Here is a 14,434-nt window from a genome sequence, read left to right as displayed (position 1 = left end):
CGTGCGTGTCACGGGCTGCCCCATTTGGTGCGGCGCAAACTACGGAAAGGCCAATTCGGCGTCAAGCAATTTCCTCATAGAGTTTTTTGCATTTCAGTAACAATATTGCTGTCTCCGGCGATACGAATCCAGTCCGGGAGCTGGTTGCGGAACCAGGTGTCCTGCCGCTTGGCGTATTGCCGGGTCGCGATCACCGCCCGCTCGACGGCCTGTGCCTCGGTGAGCGCGCCCTCGTGCAGCGCCAGCAATTCCCGCCGCCCGATGATCCGCGCCGCGGGCAGCGCCGGGTCGAGGTCCTCCAGCGCCAGCGCCTCTTCCATCGCGCCGGCCGCGAGCATCGCGCGGAAGCGCGCCTCGATCCGCTCGCGCAGCACCTCGCGCGGCACGTCGATCACGAAGCGCGCCAGCCTGAGGCCATCCAGCACGGCGAGCCCCTCATTCTTCTGCCAGAAGGCGAGGCTCCTGCCCGTCGCTTCGAGCACCTCGAAGGCGCGCAGCACGCGCTGGCCGTCGCCGGGATTGAGCATGGCCGCCATCTGCGGATCGCGCGCGGCGAGTTCGGCGTGGAACGCCTCGTTGCCGATCTCCGCCAGCCGCGCCCGCGCCGCCGCGCGCACGCCGGCCGGCACGCTCGGCATGTCGGCGAGGCCGTCGGTCAAAGCGCGGAAATAGAGTCCGGTGCCGCCGACGAAGATCGGCACGCGATGCGCCTTGCGCACTTCGGCCAGCGCATGGCCGGCATCGCTCTGATAGCGCCCGGTCGAATAGGGTTCGCGCGCCGGCACATGGCCGTAGAGCAGATGCGGCACGCGCGCCATGTCGGCGTCGGACGGACGCGCGGTGAGAATCCGCGGCTCGCGATAGACCTGCATGGAATCCGCGTTCACGATCACCCCGCCGATGGCCTGTGCGAGTTCCAGCGCGGCTTGCGACTTGCCGCTCGCGGTGGGGCCTGCGATAAGGATGGCATCGGCGGACAAGGCGGGACTCGCGTGAGCGACACCTCGGAGATAACGCGCTTCGTGGCGCTGGCGGAAGAGGCGATGAGCGCCATCTATGACGCACGCGACACCGATGTGCGCGCCGCGCTGGAAGACGCCCGCTACAATCTCGACCGCGCCCTCGACATCGCGCGCATGCGCGGGCTGGAAGACGAGATCGCGAGCTTGGCCAAGAAGATCGCGCGCGTGCAGGCCGTCTACGACGCGCGCTTCAAGAAGAAGCGCCCGACCGCATCGTGACCGCCCTTCCCTACGTCCTCAACATCGTCGGCGCCTCGGGCTATGCCGTGAAGATGCCGCTGTTCCCGGAAGCTGCGCATGAGCGCTGGCTGTCGCCGGGCCGCGCGCTCGACATCTATTTCGACCGCCAGCCGGAACAGGTGCTGGAGCGGGCGCGGCATCACTTCGGCAACCAGCCGGTCGACGTCAACGTCGTGCCGGCCGCCAACCGGCGCAAGAAGCTTCTCATCGCCGACATGGATTCGACCATCATCGACGTGGAGTGCCTCGACGAGTTGGCCGACATGGCCGGCCTGAAGCCGGTGATCGCCGCGATCACCGAGCGCGCCATGCGCGGCGAACTGGATTTCGAGACCGCTCTGCGCGAGCGGGTCGCGATGCTGAGGGGACTGGAGATCGCGGCGCTGGCGCGGGTCTATGACGAGCGCATCCACCTCAACCCGGGCGCCAAGACGCTGCTCGCCACCATGCGCAGCCACGGCGCGCACACGCTCCTGGTGTCGGGCGGTTTTCGCTATTTCACCGCGCGCGTCGCCGCGGCGGCGGGCTTCCACCGCGAGCAGGCGAACGAGTTGCTGCATGACGGCGCGGCGCTGACCGGCGAGGTCGCCGATCCGATCCTCGGCCGCGAGGCCAAGCTGGCGGCGCTGGAGGCGGCGGTCGCCGATCTCGGCATCACGGTCGCGGACGCGCTAGCGGTCGGCGACGGCGCCAACGACCTGGCGATGATCCAGCGCGCGGGATTGGGCGTGGCGTACTACGCCAAGCCGGTCGTGGCGGCGGCGGCCGGCGCCGCGATCCAGCACGGCGACCTTACCGCGCTGCTCTATCTGCAGGGCTATAGCGACGCGGAGATGGTGGAGGTCTGAAGCGGCGTCAGCCGGCCTGCGGGATCACGTCGAACGAGATGCAGATCCGATCGCCGTCGCCGGCCGCGGGCGCCGTCGCGTGCGGGAGATAGGCGGGGAAGAGGATCAGGCGACCCGGCACTGGTTCGACATCGACGATCCGCCATGGCGGGTCGTGGCGCGGCGCAAGGCGTTCGTCCACGTCTCCCAGGCGCAGCGGACCGCCGAATGCGCCGGTTCCTCCGGCGCGCGGGGCGGCCACATAGAATACGCCGCTCAGCCACGCCGAATCATGGAAGTGTGTCTTGATCCGGCCCTGCGTGCGGTGGATCACGCCCCATGCGTGCAGCCAGGCCGATCCGGGCTGCGCGGCAGCAAGACGCGCTGCCGACGGATGCGACGCCGCCTGCAGCAGCAATCCGGTCGCATACGCGTCCACCGCGCGCCGGATGCGCCGCAACAGGGAGGAAACGGCCTTGTCGCCCGGCTGCTCCAGGTTGACCGACACCAGGACATTCTCGGTGATCCGGCCGCTCGAATCCCGAACGAAGGTCGGATTGCGCAGCAATTCGCCGCCCAGCACTGTGCAGAACGCATCGAGGTCGCCATAATCCTCGGGCAGCAGCCCGTCGACGATGGAGACCAGCGGCTCGTAGTCCATTGCCGCGCGGGCTTCATCGTCGCGCCCCCTGCGTGCGAGCGTCATTGCCTGGTGATGCGTGGCAGCGGTGTTTCCCGGGGCGTTCGCCAGGATCGCCTCGCAGCGCTGCAGCAGCACGTCCAGCTCCGCGGGGCCGTGCATCGTATCGCGCCACAGGCGCAGCAGCAGCGGATTGGCGGGATCGATCTCGCCGATGTCGTCGGCCCGGGCCAGGGCCTGTTCCACATTGCCCATTCGCACCAAGATCCCGAATTCGAGCGTGCGCGCCGCCCGGTCGTCCGGCACCAAACGAAGCGCATCCTGCGTGGCCGCGAGCGCCTCGGCATATTCATCGCTACGCAGGAGCGCGCCAGCCAGGCTGAGACGGGTGCGCGAATCGCCCGGCAGGCGGCGCACCGCCTCGCGCAAGGCCTTGGCGGCGTCGTTCGCCTGGCCGGCCTGCATGAGCCGCTTGCCGAGATCGTGCCATAGATTGCCGTCGGCCGAGGCCTGCGCCAGAAGGGTGCGAATGGCCAATGCCTTGGCGTTCGCCGCGCGCGCCGTGTCTGCGACGATCCAATCCACTCTTGCGTCCCTCCATGCCGTTGCGCTGCAAAGCAAGGCTAAAGACGGCTACTTCAACCTCACCGCCACATAGGTCATCTCGCCGGCCCGGCTGAGCAGCAGCGCCACCACGGCCTTGCCCGCCTTGCGCACCGCGTCGATCTGCTTGGTCACATCGGCCGGCGCGCGCACGGGCACGTCCTGCACCTGTACGATCACGTCGCCCGGGCGGATGTTCTTGTCGCCGGCCGGACTGTCCGCCGCGACGCCGGTGATCAGCACACCCTGCACGCTTGCCGCGATGTGGAACTGGCCGCGCGCATTGCCGTCGAGCACGCCGAGCGACAGGCCCAGCGTCGTCGCCTTGGCCGGCGGCGGACCCTGCGGCGGCTTCGGCGGCGGGCCGGGCGCCCGTTCCGCCAGCCGCAGCACCGTCACGCGCACATACATCTTCTTGCCCTTGCGCCACAGCTCCACCGGCACGGTCTTGTTGATCGGCGTGTCGGCGACGAGGCGGCTGAGCGAGCGGCTGTCGGTCACCGGCTTGCTGTCGAAGCCGGTGATGAAATCGCCGAACTGCACGCCGCCCTTGGCCGCCGGACCGCCCGGCGTCACGTCGGCGATCAGCGCGCCGGCGATGCTCGGAAGCCCGCGCGCCTCGGCGATGTCTTCGGTCGGCTGCTGGATGCGCACGCCGATCCAGCCGCGCCGCGCCTGGCCGAACTGGCGCAGCTGGTCGGTCACCGCGCGCACCAGGTTCGAGGGGATCGAGAAGGCGATGCCGACCGAGCCGCCGCTCGGCGAATAGATCGCCGAGTTCACGCCCACGACGTTGCCGTTCATGTCGAACAAAGGCCCGCCGGAATTGCCGCGGTTGATCGGCGCGTCGGTCTGGATGAAATCGTCGTAAGGCCCCGCCTCGATGTCGCGGTTGCGCGCCGAGACGATGCCGGCGGTGACGGTCGAACCGAGCCCGAAGGGATTGCCGATGGCGATCACCCAGTCGCCGATCCGCGCGGTGTCGGAATCGCCGAAATGCGTCGAGGGCAGCGGCTTGCGCGGCGCCACCTTCAGCAGCGCCAGATCGGTCTTCTCGTCGCGGCCGATCAGCTTGGCGAGCAGCGTCGTGCCGTCGTTGAGCGTGACCGAGATTTGGTCGGCGCCCTCGATCACATGATTGTTGGTCACGATGTAGCCGGAGGGATCGATGATGAAGCCCGAACCCAGCGAGGTGACGTGGCGCGGCAGGCTCGGCCCCTGGCCGAGGAAGTTCTTGAACAGGTCGGCGAGCGGCGAGCCCGGCGCGATGTTCGGCAGGCCGGGGTCCGACGGCAGCGGTTTCAGCGTCTGGGTCGTCGCGATATTTACGACCATGGGCAGGAGCCGGGCCGCGAGGTCGGCGAAACTCGCCGGCGCGCCGCGCACCGGCACGATGGCCGGCGCCGGTTTCGGCGGCGCGGCGCCGGCTCCGGCGATCAGAAACAGCGACAGCGAAACGGCGGTGAACCAGCGGATGCGCATAAGTCGGGGAACCTTGAGGACGCGGGGCTAGGGCTGCCTGCCTAATCCCAAGGGAACGAAATGTGAAGCCACATCGTCGTGCTAGGCGGCCGGCTCGCGGATTACGGCGCCGTCACCCGGCGAAACGCCATGCCGCCGCGCCTTGAACCAGCGCTGTACCGGGCGTTCGAACCAGCGCTCCGCCGCCGCCGCCATGGCGATGATCGCCACCGGCAGGCACAGCACCAGCACGACATGGCCGATTCCCCGCGGCACGATGGACAGCACCATGCCGGTGATCGGCTGGTGCAGGACATAGAGCGGATAGCTGACCGCGCCGCACCAGGCGAAGAACGGTGCGAAGCGCGCCTGCGGTTCGCGCGACAACGCCGCCACCGTGATCGCGGGGAAGAGAAAAAGCACGACGATCGTGTCATAGAGCGCAACCAGCGGCGCCGGCCCGCTGAGCAGAAGGACGGTGGCGGCCAGAACGAGCCAGGGCGGAACCGGCAGGCGCGGCAACCGCCCCGCCGCGTGCAGCCGGTAGAGCAGCACGCCGGCGGGAAAAGAGAACGCGAAACGCAAATACCCCCAGACGACGGTGACGGCATCGAAACCGACATTGAGCCCGCCCTTGCGGAAGGCCGTGATCGCGATGCCGAAGGCACCGATGCCGATCAGGATCTTCAAGGTCCGGTCGGACAGCGACGGCGCGGCGGCGGCGTAGACGATATTTCCGAACATCTCGGTCGAGAGCGACCAGGCCGCGGGATCGAGCGGAAAGAGCGCGCCGCCGCCATAGCGCACGAATTGCGGGATGAACAGCAATCCCATCGCCACCACGCTTGCCAGCGGCAGCGCGGGAAAGAGGAAATCGTCCGACGGCTTCACCGCGCGCACGGTCAGGTAGCAGGCGATCGCGAGGACGAAACTCAGCGCATAGACCGGCCACAACCGCTTGAGCCGTACCAGCGCGAAGCGCGCCACGCCCCACCCCGCCCGCAGCCGTGTCTCATAGGCGGCGGCGACCACGAAGCCGCTCATCAGGAAGAACAGGTCGACGGCGAGATAGCCGTGCAGCGTGAAGGGATAGAACGGGCCGGCCAGATGCCCGATCAGCACCATGAACGCGGCGATGCCGCGCAGTCCGTCAAGCGTTCCATAGCGCCGCGTTGCCATGGCGGCAGTATGGGCCCGGCGAGGTTGCTGAAAGGTTGCCCCCCGGGGGGGGCCGCCTACTTCCCGCCCGGGCCCTTGCCGAAATATTTCAGGAAATCGCTGTCGGGCGACAGCACGACCGTGGTCTTCCCGTCGCCCAGCGCGTCCTGATAGGCCTGCATGGTGCGCCAGAAGGCGAAGAAGTCCGGGTCCTGGCTGAACGCCTGGCCCAGGATGCGGGTCTTTTCGGCGTCGCCCTCGCCGCGCAGGATTTCCGATTCGCGGGTGGCCTCTGCGGTCAGCACCGTCACCTCGCGCTGGGCGCGGGCGCGGATGCGCTGCGCGGTCTCGCTGCCCTCGGCGCGATATTCCGCCGCTTCGCGCTCGCGTTCCTTCTTCATCCGCTGGTAGATCGCGTCGCTGTTGGCGGGCGGCAAATCGGCATGGCGGATGCGCACGTCGACGATCTCGATGCCGAAGCCGGAGACCGCGTGGTTCATCTCGTTCTTGATGTCGATCATGAGCTGGGCGCGCTTGCCCGACAGCATCGCGGCGAAACTCTCCTTGCCGAGCACGCCGCGCACGTTCGACGACAGCACCGGCGAAAGCTGGCTCAGCGCGTTCTCCTTGTCGCTCAGCGTCTGGTAGAATTTCAGCGGATCGGTGATGCGCCAACGCGCGAAGGCGTCGACCATCATCCGCTTCTTGTCGGAGGCGATGACCTCCTCGGTCGGCGCGTCGAGCAGGAGCACGCGCTTGTCGAAGAACACCACGCTCTGGGTCAGCGGCGTCTTGAAATGGATGCCGGGGTCGGTGACCACCGCCTGCGGAGCGCCGAACTGCAGCACCAGCGCCTCTTCGGTCTGGTTGACGAAGTAGAAGCTCGAGAACAGCGCGATCAGGAGCACAATGCCGAGCAGGCCGGCGATGACGAGGACGGCGCGCGTCATTGCGAAGCTCCGCTCGGCGTGCCGGTCTGGCCGGAGGGCGGCGTTCCGCCGCCGCCCAGCATGTTGGGCAACTGGAAATACGGCACCACGCCCTTCGCCGAATTGTCGACGATCACCTTGTTCATGTTGGCGAGGATGCTGCTCATCGTCTCGATATAGATGCGCCGCCGCGTGACGTCGGGGGCGCTGCGATATTGCGCCAGGACCGACAGGAAGCGCTTGGCGTTGCCCGAGGCTTCCGCGATCGACTTCTGGCGATAGGCCTCGGCGTCCTGGACGATGCGCGCCGCGTTGCCCCGCGCCTCGGGGATGATCTTGTTGGCGAAGCCTTCGGCCTCGTTGCGGGCGCGTTCCTGGTCGGCACGGGCGGCCTGAACATCACGGTAGGCGTCGATCACCTCGCTCGGCGGATCGACCTTCTGCATCGTCACGTTCACGACGGTCACGCCCGCGCCGTACATGTCGAGCGTCTTCTGCATCAACTCCTTCACCTCGATCTGGATCTCCTCGCGGTCCTGGGTGAGGATATTCTCGAACTGGCTGCGGCCGACCACTTCGCGCATCGCGCTTTCCGCCACCGCCTTGATGGTCGAGTTCGCCGGATCGCCGAAATCGGAGGTGTTCTCCACGTTGAACAGGAAGGCGCCGGCGTCCTTCACCGTCCAGTAGACGGTGAAGTTGATGTCGATGATGTTCTCGTCGCCGGTCAGCATCTCGGCTTCGGCGGGGATGTCCTCGGCGCCGCCGCCGGCCTCTTCGTCCGTCGCCTTGTAGCCGATATTGATCTGGCGCTGATGGGTGACGTCGAGCTTGTAGGCGGTCTCGATCGGCCAAGGCAGGTGATAGTTCAGGCCCGGCGGGGTGCGCGCGACATAGCGCCCGAAGCGCAGAACGATGCCCTGCTCATAAGGCTCGACGAAATAGATACCGGTGGCGAACCACACGATGATCACGCCGAGCAGCACCACGATCAGGCCGCCCGTGGTGAAGCCGCCGCCGGGCAGGAAGCGGCGCAGGCTGTCCTGGCCGCGCCGCAGCCAATCCTCGAAATCGGGCGGGCGCATGCCGCCGCCGCTGCCCGGAGATGCGGATCCGCGACCCCAGGGACCCTTGGGCCCTCCGGTTCCGTTGCCGCCCGACGAATTGGTCCAAGGCATGAGGCCCCTCTATTCCTTGGTTTCCCAAGGTTCGGCGGTTATATGTGCATCGCCGCCGGGGCGCAAACGCCCACCATCCACATGGCCAGCGCGGCGCAAGGGTTCAAGGACATCGTTTCGACATGGCGCACGCGACACGCGACGAGGTGCTGAGAGCGCTCGACCAGGTGATCGACCCGGTCAGCGGACGCAGCGTCGTGCAGGAAGACATCGTCCAGGGCCTTGTCGTGCGCGACGGCAATGTCGGCTTCGCGGTCGAGGTCGATCCGGCGCGCGGGCGCGGCGCCGAGCCGCTGCGCCAGGCCTGCGAGGACGCGGTCGCGAAACTTCCCGGCGTGCATTCGGTGACGGCGGTGCTCACGGCGCATCAGGGCGCGCCGGCAAGACAGGCGCCGCCGCGCCCGGCACCGCACCGCGCCGAACCGCCGGCGCCGGCCGGCATTCCGGGCGTCGCCGCCATCGTCGCGGTGGCGAGCGGCAAGGGCGGCGTCGGCAAGTCCACCGTCGCGGCCAATCTCGCCATCGCGCTCGGCCGCCAGGGACTCAAGGTCGGACTGATGGACGCCGACATCTACGGCCCATCCGTGCCCCGGCTGTTCGACCTGCGCGAGAAGCCGCGCGCCGAGGGCAAGAAGATCGTGCCGATCGAAAAATACGGCATCAAGATCATGTCGCTGGGCCTGCTCATCCGCGAGGACGAGGCGGTGGTGTGGCGCGGCCCGATGGTGCAGAGCGCGCTGACCCAGATGCTGAACGACACGCTGTGGGCGCCGCTCGACATCCTGATCCTCGACATGCCGCCGGGCACCGGCGACGCGCAGCTCACGATCTCGCAGCGCGCGCCCTTGCGCGGCGCGGTGATCGTATCGACGCCGCAGGACGTCGCGCTGATCGACGCGCGCAAGGGCATCGCGATGTTCGAGAAGACCAAGGTGCCGGTGCTCGGCATCGTCGAGAACATGTCGACCTTCGTCTGTCCCAATTGCGGACATGAGAGCCACATCTTCGGCCATGGCGGGGCGCGCGCCGAAGCCAAAAAGCTGGGCGTGCCGTTCCTGGGCGAGATTCCGCTCGTGGGCGTGATCCGCGAGACCTCGGACGCCGGACGCCCGATCGTCGCGACCGCGCCGGATTCGCCGGAGGCGCAGGCTTTCCTTAACGTCGCCAAAGAAGTCGCGGCGGGTGTTGCCGGGGCGCAACGCACCGCGCCGCGAATTGTGCTGGAATAGGCCATGGCCCCCGGCAAACCGCAGATTCGAAGCCTCTTCGCGACGCCCGTCTCGATCCACTTCCTTCCCGTGGCGCATGACGTGAACGCCGCGCTGCGTCCCTTGATCGTCGAGCGCTCGGCGCCGGGCGCGCGGGGCCAGGGCTGGCGCTCCGATCCGGATTTCGCGAGCTGGGCGGGCGAACCCGCGCAGACGCTGTTCCGCGTGGCGCGCGACATGGCCGATGGGCTGACCACCACGCGCACCGGCGGCCGCGTCGCCCTCGACTGGAAGATCGAAGCCGCGGCCTGCCTGCGCCTGAAGGGCGAGTACCGCGAATTCGCCGCGCGGCCGGGGGCGGTGTGGTCCGGCGTCTATTACGTCGACGACGGCTACGCCAAATCCGACGATGCGGGCCTGGGCGGGGAGTGCGAGCTCGCCGATCCGCGCGGGCCCCTGCCCGCGATGGTGGCGCCGCAATTCGGCTTTCGCATTCCGGGCGGGCTGACCGCGGGCGCAAACGAGATCATCCGGCCGCAGACCGGCATGATCGTGCTGCACCCGTCCTGGCTGGCGCGCGCCGAGCGCCGCTATGACGGCGAGCATCAGCGCGTCGCGGTCGAGTTCGATCTGACGGCGTAATTTTCCTCCCCCGTGTTTACGGGGGAGGAAAGCAGATTACGACCGACCCGGCGTGATCGTCATCGTGATCACCGTCTTGCCGTCCGGGGCCGTCTCGGTCCAGGTGTCGCCGACCTTGTGATCGCCCTTGATCTCGTTGCAGAACGTCGCCTTGGACGGATCGGCGGGCGCCGGATCGGTCACGGTGAAGCAGACATTCGTGGCGTCCTTCCAGGCATAGGTGCCCTTGGTGGTCTTGCCGCCGACCGTCTGCTGCCAGGTCTTGTCGGCGTTGACGTAGATCGTGAGCTTGGTGCCGTCCGGCAGCGTCTGGGTGACCGTGTTGCCATAGGCGACCGCGAACGGATCGTCGGCCAGCGCGGCGGTCGAGAACAGGACCGTGGCGGCCGCCGCAAGAATGATGCGCTTGATCATGGTGATCTCCCCTCTTTGGACGTCAACCATATTGGAACGCGATGACAATCCTGCAAGCGGTTCGCGCCGATTTTCCGCACCCGCCCGGCTACTGGATGCCCGCCTTCAACGTCACGTTGCGGGTGTTGCCGCCCATGGACATGGTCCAGGTGTCGCCGACCTTGTGCGCTTCCCACGGCGTGCAGAACGGGTTGCTCGGCAGGCCCGGCGGCTGCTCGCCGACATAGGTGCGGCAGAGCTGGCCGCCCTTGATCTCCCAGGTGCCCGAGAAGGTCTTGCTCATCCCCATCATCGAGCCGACGAGGTCGAAGCTGTGGTCGGCCTTATAGTGGGTGTGCGACTCGGTCATCCCGCCGGTCGAGACCACCGTGTTGCCCAGATAGTTGGCCATCAGATCGTCGCCGGCGAAGGCGGGCGCCGCGGTCAGCAGCGTTGCGGCCGTCGCGGCCAGAAAAATGCGCTTCATGGAAATCTCCCGAGGTTGACGACTTGGAGAACGCCTTGGACGAGGGCGCCGCGGCTTTTCCCCGACGATGTTTTCGCGAGGCTAGCCGAAATCCTCACGCGTTATAAGCCAGCCTGAGGCCCGGCGAGCGCCAGGTGCATTTCGCCAGCTTTCCGGTCGACGACATCGTGATGTAGGCCGTTTTCATGTCCTTCCCGCCCCAGCAGATATTGGTGCAGATCAGGTCCGGCAGCGGCGTGTGGCCGAAGGTCGGCGGGGTGGTATCGGGCCAGAAGGTCGAGATGCCGCCGGCCAGGATCGTGGCGACGCAGATGCCGCCGTCTTCCTGCACGCCAAGGCTGTCGAAATAGGCGAGCCCCGGATAGGCGCCGACGAAATTGGCCGGCGTGAAGCCGCCGGGCGGCGCGGCGACGCCGGGCGCGGTCAGCGGCAATTCCCAGAGCCGTCCCGGAAAGGTCTCGGCGTAATAGACGTGGCGGCCGTCCGGCGAGAGGCCGACGCCGTTGGGCGAGGTCAGCTCGCGCAGCACGCGCGTGATCTTCGAGCCGTCGGCCCGCGCGTAATAGAGCGCGCCGGTCAGGCGGCGCTCGCCGTCATGGCTGGCGTAATCGGTGAACCAGAAGCCGCCGGTCGCGTCGAACACCAGATCGTTGGGCGCCATCAGCCGCTTGCCGTCGCAGTCCGAGTACAGAACCTCGACCTTGCCGGTGGCGATGTCGATCCGCTCGATGCGGCCGCCCTGGTGGCCGGGCGGCGTGTGGCCGGGAATCATCAAATCGTTGACCGTGCTATACTCGAAATTGCCGCCATTGTTGCAGCAATAGAGCGCGCCGTCCGGGCCGATGGCGAGACCGTTCGGCCCGCCGCCCGGCGTGGCGACGGTCTGGAGCGTGCCGTCCGTCTTCACCCGAGTGACGCGGCCGGCGGCGATCTCCACCACGACGACCGAGCCGTCGTCCATCGCGACCGGCCCTTCGGGAAACTTCAACCCCGTGGCGATTTCCGTGAATTCCATGCGCGTCTCCCCGAATGTTGTTTTGTGGTGAGGCTAGCGCGGCGAACGAGATCGCGCAAAGCGCGCCGCGACAGAAAATATCCCGAGAACCAGCCTTTTAGGGCGCCGCGTCCGAAGACGGGTTGGATGAGATCGTATATTATGGTAATATACATCATGTCCAAGATCGAACTTTCCCACGTCGAAGGCTTCGATTGGGATCATGGGAATTCCCAGAAGAGTTTCGACAAGCATGGAGTTACGCAAGCCGAGTGCGAGCAGGTGTTTCTGAACGAACCATTGGCGGTTGCCGTGGACACGCCGCACAGCACCGTCGAAGCTCGTTTTAACGCATTGGGCAAGACCGGCGCCGGTCGCCTGCTCCATGTCACCTTCACGATAAGGGACGGCGGAAGGCTGATTCGCATCATTTCGGCACGCGACATGAACAGAAAGGAGAAGACGGCCTATGGCAAAAGCACTGAAGAAAATTCCTAAATTCCACTCGGAAGCCGCGGAGCGGAAATTTTGGGAAACCCATGACAGCACGGACTATGTCGATTGGTCCAAGGCCCAACGCATGCGCTTCCCGAATCTGAAACTGTCGACCACGTCGATCTCGCTTCGCCTGCCGACCGGGCTGCTGGAAGAGATAAAGATCGCCGCCAACAAGCGCGACGTGCCGTATCAGTCTCTGATCAAGATGTGGCTGTCGGAAAAAATCGGCTGATCAGGCGCGCGCCAGCGTCACATAGGAATAGCGCAGCCCCTCCGCCGCCGCGTGCTCCGCGCGCGCCGTTTCGTGCCAGCCTTCGCCGAACGCCGGCAGATGCGCGTCGCCCCGCGCTTGCATGTGCACCTCGGTCAGCTCGATGCGTGTCGCGAGCGGCAGCGCGGCGCGATAGATCTCCGCGCCGCCGCCGATGACGATCTCGCTCGGGTTTTCCGCGCGCGCCTTCGCGAGCGCCGCGTCGAGCGAATGCACCACCACGGCGCCCTCGGCGCGATAGGCCGCGTCGCGGGTGATCACGATGTTGGTGCGCCCCGGCAGCGGCCGCTTCGGAAAGCTCTCCCAGGTCTTGCGGCCGACGATCATCGGCTTTCCGATCGTCAGCGCCTTGAAGCGCTTCAGGTCGTCGGCGATGCGCCAGGGGATGCGCCCGGCGTCGCCGATCACGCCATTGTCGGCCCGCGCCACGACGAAGACGATGTCCGCGCTCATCCGCCGCCCAGCTTCGCCAGCGCCGCGCCCTCCAGGCGGTAGACCAGCCAGCCTTCATTGGGCCTGGCACCGAGGCTTTCGTAGAAATCGATCGACGGCTTGTTCCAGCCCAGCACCGACCAGTCGACCCGCGCCGCGCCGGCCGCCACGGCCGTCTTCGCCAGATGGGCGAGCAGCGCCTTGCCATGGCCGCGGCCGCGAAAGGCGGGGCGCACGAAAAGGTCTTCGAGATAGATCGCGCGCCTGGCCGCGAAGCTCGAATACATCCAGTACCAGGTCGCGAGCCCCGCCGGTTCGCCCGCGTCGAGCAGCAGGTCGCAATTGAGCAGCGGCGAATCGCACAGATAGTCGCGCCGGATCGCCTCGCGCGTGACATGGAAGACGTCCGTCAGCTTTTCGTATTCGGCGAGCTCGCGCAGCAGCGCGAGGACGATGTCCTCCTCCCCCGCCCGCGCGCGCCTGATCTCAAAGCCCGTCATCCGCCCATCCCGCCGAATTTCGCGTCGGCCACGTTACCACGGGAACCAATGGTGGTATTAAAGGTTTGCAACGAAGGCGGCGCAAACTCTTGCGTATGCGCGGAGGTTGCTTTGCATCAACGACATGGCCGCCACGTCCTAGATTTTGATGCCGAAGAAGGAATCTCGACATGAAAAAATTATTTCTAGCCTCGGTTGCGGCGCTCGCCTTGGTCGCCGCAACGCCGGTCCTGGCGCAACGCGATGACGCCGACAGAGGCGGCGGCCATGGCGGCGGCGGTGGCGCACATCCCGGTGGTGGCGGACACCCCGGCGGCGGCGGACATCCTGGCGGCGGCGGACATCCGGGCGGAGGCGGTGCCGGCGCCCACGGTGGCGGCGGCGCAAATCCGCTGATCGGTGGCGGCGGCAATCATGCCGGCGGTGGTGGACATCCCGGCGGCGGCGGAACAGGCGGTGGCCATGGCGGCGGCGGAGCCGGCGGCGCAAATCCGCCGGTTGGCGGCGGCGGGGGTCAACACGGCGGCGGTGGCGGCCAGCATGGCGGCGGTCAGCATGGCGGCGGCAATCCGGGGAATATCTTCGGGGCGGGCGGTCATGGCTTCCGCAACGGCAACAATTTCGGCCACGGCCACAACAACGCGTTCAACGCGCTGCGCCGCGCCTTCAACGCGCCGCGCCATTTCCATGCCGGCAATTATCACCGCCCGAGCGGCTATTACTATCGCCGCTGGAATTACGGCGACTACCTGCCGGCGCTGTTCTTCGCGCAGGATTACTGGCTGCAGGATTACGGCGACTACGATCTGCCCTATCCGCCGCCCGGCACGGTCTGGGTGCGTTACGGCAACGACGCGCTCCTGGTCGACCAGGACAGCGGCGAGATCATCCAAGTGGTGTACGGGATCTTTTATTGAACCTGCCTCCCTCTCCCCTTTCGGGGGGAGAGGG

18 protein-coding genes are annotated in these 14,434 nt (G+C 67.2%); 7 read left to right on the top strand and 11 right to left on the bottom strand.

The genetic code is table 11. The features are described from left to right. Positions 1-74: 74 nt before the first annotated feature. Positions 75-980, bottom strand: a complete 906-nt coding sequence (gene miaA, locus WDM86_14370) for a tRNA (adenosine(37)-N6)-dimethylallyltransferase MiaA (GenBank protein MEI9991217.1) — start codon at positions 978-980, stop codon at positions 75-77. Between the two features lie 12 nt (positions 981-992). Between miaA and WDM86_14365 the strand changes: the two genes are divergently transcribed. Beyond that, on the top strand, positions 993-1,241 hold the full coding sequence (locus WDM86_14365; protein ID MEI9991216.1) for a hypothetical protein: 249 nt from the start codon (positions 993-995) through the stop codon (positions 1,239-1,241). Next, positions 1,238-2,110 (top strand): phosphoserine phosphatase SerB, encoded by an 873-nt coding sequence (serB, locus tag WDM86_14360; protein ID MEI9991215.1) that lies wholly within the window; start codon positions 1,238-1,240, stop codon positions 2,108-2,110. Before WDM86_14365 ends, serB begins: the two co-directional genes overlap by 4 nt. A gap of 7 nt (positions 2,111-2,117) precedes the next feature. Here the strand turns inward: serB and WDM86_14355 are convergent, their stop codons facing one another. The 5 genes from WDM86_14355 to hflK all read right to left on the bottom strand — a co-directional run bounded on the left by WDM86_14355 (position 2,118) and on the right by hflK (position 8,058). Next, on the bottom strand, positions 2,118-3,314 hold the full coding sequence (locus WDM86_14355) for a putative 2OG-Fe(II) oxygenase (protein ID MEI9991214.1): 1,197 nt from the start codon (positions 3,312-3,314) through the stop codon (positions 2,118-2,120). A 48-nt stretch (positions 3,315-3,362) separates the two neighbouring features. Continuing rightward, positions 3,363-4,814 carry a Do family serine endopeptidase gene (locus tag WDM86_14350; GenBank protein MEI9991213.1) on the bottom strand — a complete coding sequence of 484 codons (1,452 nt, stop codon included), beginning with the start codon at positions 4,812-4,814 and terminating at the stop codon, positions 3,363-3,365. 81 nt (positions 4,815-4,895) lie between these two features. Next, positions 4,896-5,972, bottom strand: coding sequence for an acyltransferase (locus WDM86_14345; protein ID MEI9991212.1), 1,077 nt, complete (start codon positions 5,970-5,972; stop codon positions 4,896-4,898). Between the two features lie 56 nt (positions 5,973-6,028). Next, the gene (gene hflC / locus WDM86_14340; GenBank protein MEI9991211.1) at positions 6,029-6,901 is read right to left on the bottom strand and encodes a protease modulator HflC; all 873 of its coding nucleotides are present in this window, start codon (positions 6,899-6,901) and stop codon (positions 6,029-6,031) included. After that, positions 6,898-8,058: an FtsH protease activity modulator HflK gene (hflK, locus tag WDM86_14335; GenBank protein ID MEI9991210.1), complete on the bottom strand. Its 1,161-nt coding sequence runs from the start codon at positions 8,056-8,058 to the stop codon at positions 6,898-6,900. The genes hflC and hflK overlap by 4 nt, the downstream gene beginning before the upstream one ends. Before the next feature lie 122 nt (positions 8,059-8,180). Here hflK and WDM86_14330 point away from each other — a divergent pair, with 122 nt between their 5' ends. Together WDM86_14330 and WDM86_14325 are read left to right on the top strand one after the other, a co-directional pair. Then, entirely contained in the window at positions 8,181-9,287 is a 1,107-nt protein-coding gene (locus tag WDM86_14330) for an Mrp/NBP35 family ATP-binding protein (protein ID MEI9991209.1), read from the top strand. 3 nt (positions 9,288-9,290) lie between these two features. Further along, positions 9,291-9,908 (top strand): putative 2OG-Fe(II) oxygenase, encoded by a 618-nt coding sequence (locus tag WDM86_14325; GenBank protein MEI9991208.1) that lies wholly within the window; start codon positions 9,291-9,293, stop codon positions 9,906-9,908. A 36-nt stretch (positions 9,909-9,944) separates the two neighbouring features. On the opposite strand, the gene WDM86_14320 is transcribed toward WDM86_14325, so the two are convergent. The 3 genes from WDM86_14320 to WDM86_14310 form a co-directional block, all read right to left on the bottom strand. Beyond that, on the bottom strand, positions 9,945-10,322 hold the full coding sequence (locus tag WDM86_14320; GenBank protein ID MEI9991207.1) for a hypothetical protein: 378 nt from the start codon (positions 10,320-10,322) through the stop codon (positions 9,945-9,947). An 88-nt stretch (positions 10,323-10,410) separates the two neighbouring features. Beyond that, positions 10,411-10,788, bottom strand: a complete 378-nt coding sequence (locus tag WDM86_14315; GenBank protein MEI9991206.1) for a hypothetical protein — start codon at positions 10,786-10,788, stop codon at positions 10,411-10,413. A gap of 94 nt (positions 10,789-10,882) precedes the next feature. After that, a complete protein-coding gene (locus tag WDM86_14310) occupies positions 10,883-11,803 on the bottom strand; it encodes an SMP-30/gluconolactonase/LRE family protein (GenBank protein ID MEI9991205.1) in 921 nt (306 codons plus the stop codon). A gap of 156 nt (positions 11,804-11,959) precedes the next feature. On the opposite strand from WDM86_14310, the gene WDM86_14305 reads away from it, so the two are divergent. Continuing rightward, a complete protein-coding gene (locus tag WDM86_14305) occupies positions 11,960-12,280 on the top strand; it encodes a BrnT family toxin (protein MEI9991204.1) in 321 nt (106 codons plus the stop codon). After that, the gene (locus tag WDM86_14300; protein MEI9991203.1) at positions 12,252-12,512 is read left to right on the top strand and encodes a BrnA antitoxin family protein; all 261 of its coding nucleotides are present in this window, start codon (positions 12,252-12,254) and stop codon (positions 12,510-12,512) included. The genes WDM86_14305 and WDM86_14300 overlap by 29 nt, the downstream gene beginning before the upstream one ends. Here WDM86_14300 and WDM86_14295 read toward each other — a convergent pair whose 3' ends face one another. After that, positions 12,513-13,004 carry a dihydrofolate reductase gene (locus WDM86_14295; GenBank protein MEI9991202.1) on the bottom strand — a complete coding sequence of 164 codons (492 nt, stop codon included), beginning with the start codon at positions 13,002-13,004 and terminating at the stop codon, positions 12,513-12,515. Next, positions 13,001-13,483, bottom strand: coding sequence for a GNAT family N-acetyltransferase (locus tag WDM86_14290; GenBank protein ID MEI9991201.1), 483 nt, complete (start codon positions 13,481-13,483; stop codon positions 13,001-13,003). Before WDM86_14290 ends, WDM86_14295 begins: the two co-directional genes overlap by 4 nt. A gap of 170 nt (positions 13,484-13,653) precedes the next feature. Here WDM86_14290 and WDM86_14285 point away from each other — a divergent pair, with 170 nt between their 5' ends. Beyond that, complete coding sequence (locus WDM86_14285) at positions 13,654-14,400, top strand: RcnB family protein (GenBank protein ID MEI9991200.1); 747 nt, start codon at positions 13,654-13,656, stop codon at positions 14,398-14,400. The last annotated feature ends 34 nt before the right edge of the window (positions 14,401-14,434 follow it).

The organism is Rhizomicrobium sp. (assembly GCA_037200045.1).
In the GTDB taxonomy this organism is placed as follows: domain Bacteria; phylum Pseudomonadota; class Alphaproteobacteria; order Micropepsales; family Micropepsaceae; genus Rhizomicrobium.
This window is presented reverse-complemented; position numbering and strand designations above follow the sequence as displayed.

What these genes read in the sequence shown, in the direction of transcription:
- WDM86_14350 (MEI9991213.1), bottom strand. Translation starts at nt 4,814, where the DNA reads ATGCGCATCCGCTGGTTCACCGCCGTTTCGCTGTCGCTGTTTCTGATC.
- WDM86_14345 (MEI9991212.1), bottom strand. Translation starts at nt 5,972, where the DNA reads ATGGCAACGCGGCGCTATGGAACGCTTGACGGACTGCGCGGCATCGCC.
- hflC (MEI9991211.1), bottom strand. Translation starts at nt 6,901, where the DNA reads ATGACGCGCGCCGTCCTCGTCATCGCCGGCCTGCTCGGCATTGTGCTC.
- hflK (MEI9991210.1), bottom strand. Translation starts at nt 8,058, where the DNA reads ATGCCTTGGACCAATTCGTCGGGCGGCAACGGAACCGGAGGGCCCAAG.
- WDM86_14330 (MEI9991209.1), top strand. Translation starts at nt 8,181, where the DNA reads ATGGCGCACGCGACACGCGACGAGGTGCTGAGAGCGCTCGACCAGGTG.
- WDM86_14325 (MEI9991208.1), top strand. Translation starts at nt 9,291, where the DNA reads ATGGCCCCCGGCAAACCGCAGATTCGAAGCCTCTTCGCGACGCCCGTC.
- WDM86_14320 (MEI9991207.1), bottom strand. Translation starts at nt 10,322, where the DNA reads ATGATCAAGCGCATCATTCTTGCGGCGGCCGCCACGGTCCTGTTCTCG.
- WDM86_14315 (MEI9991206.1), bottom strand. Translation starts at nt 10,788, where the DNA reads ATGAAGCGCATTTTTCTGGCCGCGACGGCCGCAACGCTGCTGACCGCG.
- WDM86_14310 (MEI9991205.1), bottom strand. Translation starts at nt 11,803, where the DNA reads ATGGAATTCACGGAAATCGCCACGGGGTTGAAGTTTCCCGAAGGGCCG.
- WDM86_14305 (MEI9991204.1), top strand. Translation starts at nt 11,960, where the DNA reads ATGTCCAAGATCGAACTTTCCCACGTCGAAGGCTTCGATTGGGATCAT.
- WDM86_14300 (MEI9991203.1), top strand. Translation starts at nt 12,252, where the DNA reads ATGGCAAAAGCACTGAAGAAAATTCCTAAATTCCACTCGGAAGCCGCG.
- WDM86_14295 (MEI9991202.1), bottom strand. Translation starts at nt 13,004, where the DNA reads ATGAGCGCGGACATCGTCTTCGTCGTGGCGCGGGCCGACAATGGCGTG.
- WDM86_14290 (MEI9991201.1), bottom strand. Translation starts at nt 13,483, where the DNA reads ATGACGGGCTTTGAGATCAGGCGCGCGCGGGCGGGGGAGGAGGACATC.
- WDM86_14285 (MEI9991200.1), top strand. Translation starts at nt 13,654, where the DNA reads ATGAAAAAATTATTTCTAGCCTCGGTTGCGGCGCTCGCCTTGGTCGCC.